Here is a 322-nt window from a genome sequence, read left to right as displayed (position 1 = left end):
CCTGTGTGTACCGAAAACTTAAGCTCGGGCGTAGTGGTGATGAAGTCCGCCCAGGATGGGGCGTGAACTGATCGCACCGGTTCGCTGAACCGGGCGAGAAATTGGCGCATCCTTGTTCAAGGATCGATGCGTTCTGACGTTATTGTAATAGTCGGCGTAGGATTGCAGAACCCGACGCAGATGCGCCTCGCCCAAAGCAATGACGTGGTCCAAACACTCACGCCGGATCGATCCGATCAGCCGTTCGGCAAAGCCATTCTGCCAAGGCGAGGCTGGTGCGGTAGGCTTGTCCCGGATGCCCATGGCGCGCAATCGGCGCGTG

The 322-nt window shown here is 58.7% G+C and carries 1 protein-coding gene; it reads right to left on the bottom strand.

Annotated features, from left to right (window positions below; genetic code table 11):
* Positions 1-18 precede the first annotated feature (18 nt).
* The coding region (locus tag CWO89_RS48750; protein ID WP_245476893.1) for an integrase core domain-containing protein at positions 19-322 on the bottom strand (304 nt) is incomplete at its 5' end.

It is taken from the genome of Bradyrhizobium sp. Leo170 (assembly GCF_004296405.1).
Taxonomy (GTDB): Bacteria; Pseudomonadota; Alphaproteobacteria; order Rhizobiales; family Xanthobacteraceae; genus Bradyrhizobium.
The sequence above is the reverse complement of the archived record's forward strand: the minus strand, read 5'-3'. Positions and strand labels throughout refer to the sequence as shown.